This is a genomic window from Sanguibacter gelidistatuariae (assembly GCF_900096585.1).
Taxonomy (GTDB): domain Bacteria; phylum Actinomycetota; class Actinomycetes; order Actinomycetales; family Cellulomonadaceae; genus Sanguibacter; species Sanguibacter gelidistatuariae.
This window is the reverse complement of sequence record NZ_FMYH01000015.1, coordinates 1-3425: the sequence shown is the minus strand read 5'-3', so window position 1 is coordinate 3425 and position 3425 is coordinate 1. Positions and strand designations below refer to the sequence as shown.

The window sequence follows — 3425 nt, the reverse complement described above, 5'->3', positions numbered from 1 at the left end:
GTAGGCGTTGGTGTTCGGTGGGATCGTCCGTAGCTTGAGAACTGCACAGTGGACGCGAGCATCTTTGCGATCAAAGACTTTGGTCTTTGTTCTGCAATTTAGTTTTATCAAGTTTTTAAGGGCACAGGGTGGATGCCTTGGCACTAGGAGCCGATGAAGGACGTAGTAGCCTGCGATAAGCCTCGGGGAGTTGGCAAACGAACCGTGATCCGAGGATTTCCGAATGGGGAAACCCAGCTGGAGTTATGTCCAGTTACCCGCATCTGAATATATAGGGTGTGTGGAGGGAACGTCGGGAAGTGAAACATCTCAGTACCGACAGGAAGAGATATTCCGTGAGTAGTGGCGAGCGAAAGCGGATGAGGCCAAACCGTTCATGTGTGATACCCGGCAGGGGTTGCATGGGCGGGGTTGTGGGACCTTTCAGATTGTTCTGCCGAACTTTCAGGGAGTCAGAAAGCCGCGTTATAGTCGAAGGGCATTGAAAGGCCCGGCGTAGAGGGTGTGACCCCCGTAGACGAAATGACGTGGCCTCCCGAAGGGGATCCCAAGTAGCACGGGGCCCGAGAAATCCCGTGTGAATCCGTGAAGACCACTTCATAAGCCTAAATACTACCTAGTGACCGATAGCGGACAAGTACCGTGAGGGAAAGGTGAAAAGTACCCCGGGAGGGGAGTGAAATAGTACCTGAAACCGTGTGCCTACAATCCGTTGGAGCCTCCCTAGCAGGGGTGACAGCGTGCCTTTTGAAGAATGAGCCTGCGAGTTAGTGCTCAGTGGCGAGGTTAACCCGTGTGGGGAAGCCGTAGCGAAAGCGAGTCTTAATAGGGCGAATGAGTCGCTGGGTCTAGACCCGAAGCGAAGTGATCTACCCATGGGCAGGTTGAAGCGCGGGTAAGACCGCGTGGAGGACCGAACCCACCTAGGTTGAAAACTGGGGGGATGACCTGTGGGTAGGGGTGAAAGGCCAATCAAACTTCGTGATAGCTGGTTCTCCCCGAAATGCATTTAGGTGCAGCGTCACGTGTTTCTTGCCGGAGGTAGAGCTACTGGATGGCCGATGGGCCCTACAAGGTTACTGACGCCAGCCAAACTCCGAATGCCGGTAAGTGAGAGCGTGGCAGTGAGACTGTGGGGGATAAGCTCCATAGTCGAGAGGGAAACAGCCCAGACCACCAGCTAAGGCCCCTAAGCGTATGCTAAGTGGGAAAGGATGTGGAGTTGCACAGACAACCAGGAGGTTGGCTTAGAAGCAGCCACCCTTGAAAGAGTGCGTAATAGCTCACTGGTCAAGTGATTCCGCGCCGACAATGTAGCGGGGCTCAAGTATACCGCCGAAGCTGTGGCATTCACATAATAACCAGGCCTTCGTGGTCCAGGTGTGTGGATGGGTAGGGGAGCGTCGTGTGGCCAGTGAAGTCGCGGGGGAACCCAGCGGTGGAGGCTACACGAGTGAGAATGCAGGCATGAGTAGCGAATGACGGGTGAGAAACCCGTCCGCCGAATGATCAAGGGTTCCAGGGCCAGGCTAATCCGCCCTGGGTAAGTCGGGACCTAAGGCGAGGCCGACAGGCGTAGTCGATGGACAAGGAGTTGATATTCTCCTACCGGCGAAGAACCGCCCATACCGAATCTGGTGATGCTAAGTGCCCAAGCCTGGTCCACAGGCCCTTCGGGGCTGAGGACTCAGGGGAGCGCACGACCCGAGCTCGTAGTAGGTAAGCGCATTAACAGGGGTGACGCAGGAAGGTAGCCCAGCGTGGCGATGGTTGTCCACGTCCAAGGTTGTAGGGAGAACAGTAGGCAAATCCGCTGTTCATATATCCTGAGAACTGATGGTGAGTCCGTATGGACGATGATTGGGTGATCCTATGCTGCCAAGAAAAGCCTCGGCGCGAGGTTCTAGCCGCCCGTACCCTAAACCGACTCAGGTGATCAGGTAGAGAATACTAAGGCGATCGAGAGAATCATGGTTAAGGAACTCGGCAAAATGCCCCCGTAACTTCGGGAGAAGGGGGGCCCGGAGCGTGAACCCACTTGCTGGGGAAGCGTGCAAGGGCCGCAGAGACCAGGGAGAAGCGACTGTTTACTAAAAACACAGGTCCGTGCGAAGTCGCAAGACGATGTATACGGACTGACGCCTGCCCGGTGCTGGAAGGTTAAGAGGACGGGTTAGCACTTGTGCGAAGCTCAGAATTTAAGCCCCAGTAAACGGCGGTGGTAACTATAACCATCCTAAGGTAGCGAAATTCCTTGTCGGGTAAGTTCCGACCTGCACGAATGGCGTAACGACTTCTCCGCTGTCTCAACCGTGAACTCGGCGAAATTGCACTACGAGTAAAGATGCTCGTTACGCGCAGCAGGACGGAAAGACCCCGGGACCTTTACTATAGTTTGGTATTGGTGTTCGGTGCGGCTTGTGTAGGATAGGTGGGAGACTGTGAAGCATGCACGCCAGTGTGTGTGGAGTCAACGTTGAAATACCACTCTGGTCGCTCTGGATATCTAACCTCGGTCCGTAATCCGGATCAGGGACAGTGCCTGATGGGTAGTTTAACTGGGGCGGTTGCCTCCTAAAATGTAACGGAGGCGCTCAAAGGTTCCCTCAGCCTGGTTGGCAATCAGGTGTCGAGTGCAAGTGCACAAGGGAGCTTGACTGTGAGACTGACAAGTCGAGCAGGGACGAAAGTCGGAACTAGTGATCCGGCGGTGGCTTGTGGAAGCGCCGTCGCTCAACGGATAAAAGGTACCCCGGGGATAACAGGCTGATCTTGCCCAAGAGTCCATATCGACGGCATGGTTTGGCACCTCGATGTCGGCTCGTCGCATCCTGGGGCTGGAGTAGGTCCCAAGGGTTGGGCTGTTCGCCCATTAAAGCGGTACGCGAGCTGGGTTTAGAACGTCGTGAGACAGTTCGGTCCCTATCCGCTGCGCGCGCAGGAAACTTGAGAAGGGCTGTCCCTAGTACGAGAGGACCGGGACGGACGAACCTCTGGTGTGCCAGTTGTTCCGCCAGGAGCACGGCTGGTTGGCTACGTTCGGAAGAGATAACCGCTGAAAGCATCTAAGCGGGAAGCTTGCTTCAAGATGAGGTTTCCACGGGATTTATCCCGAGAGGCTCCCAGCAGACCACTGGGTAGATAGGCCGGATGTGGAAGAAGGGACGAAAGACCTTCGGAGCTGACCGGTACTAATAAGCCGATAACTTGATAACACTCAAATTTTGTGTGCTACGCGTCCACTGTGCGGTTCTTAGGGTACGGCCGTGTCTTATCCGGTCTGTATAACCTAATAGAGTTACGGCAGTCATAGCGTGGGGGAAACGCCCGGTCCCATTCCGAACCCGGAAGCTAAGCCCCACTGCGCCGATGGTACTGCACGGGAGACTGTGTGGGAGAGTAGGTCGCTGCCGGACAACCATTCA

The 3425-nt window shown here is 55.3% G+C and carries 2 rRNA genes; both read left to right on the top strand.

Annotation, left to right across the window (positions count from 1 at the left end):
- Window positions 1-105 precede the first annotated feature (105 nt).
- Window positions 106-3215: ribosomal RNA gene (locus tag BLQ50_RS18110) — 23S ribosomal RNA — on the top strand.
- A gap of 84 nt (window positions 3216-3299) precedes the next feature.
- Window positions 3300-3416 (top strand): 5S ribosomal RNA (gene rrf, locus BLQ50_RS18105).
- Window positions 3417-3425 lie beyond the last annotated feature (9 nt).